Source organism: Cobetia sp. SIMBA_158 (genome assembly GCF_046566945.1).
GTDB lineage: Bacteria > Pseudomonadota > Gammaproteobacteria > Pseudomonadales > Halomonadaceae > Cobetia > Cobetia amphilecti.
This window is the reverse complement of record NZ_JAWJYL010000258.1, coordinates 1-278: the sequence shown is the minus strand read 5'-3', so window position 1 is coordinate 278 and position 278 is coordinate 1. Positions and strand designations below refer to the sequence as shown.

Sequence of the window (278 nt, the reverse complement as noted above, 5' to 3'; positions counted from 1 at the left end):
CAATTAAATTTAATAGATGTTCAACTACATCTGGACTAACTGGCTTAACCCCATCTAATGTGAATTCACCAGAGAACAATAATTGTTCAAGCGGAATTACACTTCCATTTGTCTTAGTCGAACTCACTTCTAAAAGATCAGCAGGATCTACTCCCAGTGCAAAAGCTAATTTTTCAATGACAGGATAGCTTGGACAAAGTCTCCCACGGTTCTCCAAACGATTTACGTAGCTCTCAGAAATACCCGTCATTTCGTTGATTTGTTTAAGGGATAATCCC

1 protein-coding gene is annotated in these 278 nt (G+C 38.5%); it reads right to left on the bottom strand.

Going from position 1 to position 278, the window contains the following annotated elements; all coding sequences use genetic code 11:
- A partial coding sequence (locus R2R70_RS19875) for a helix-turn-helix domain-containing protein (protein ID WP_410978880.1) occupies window positions 1-278 on the bottom strand: 278 nt, incomplete at both ends.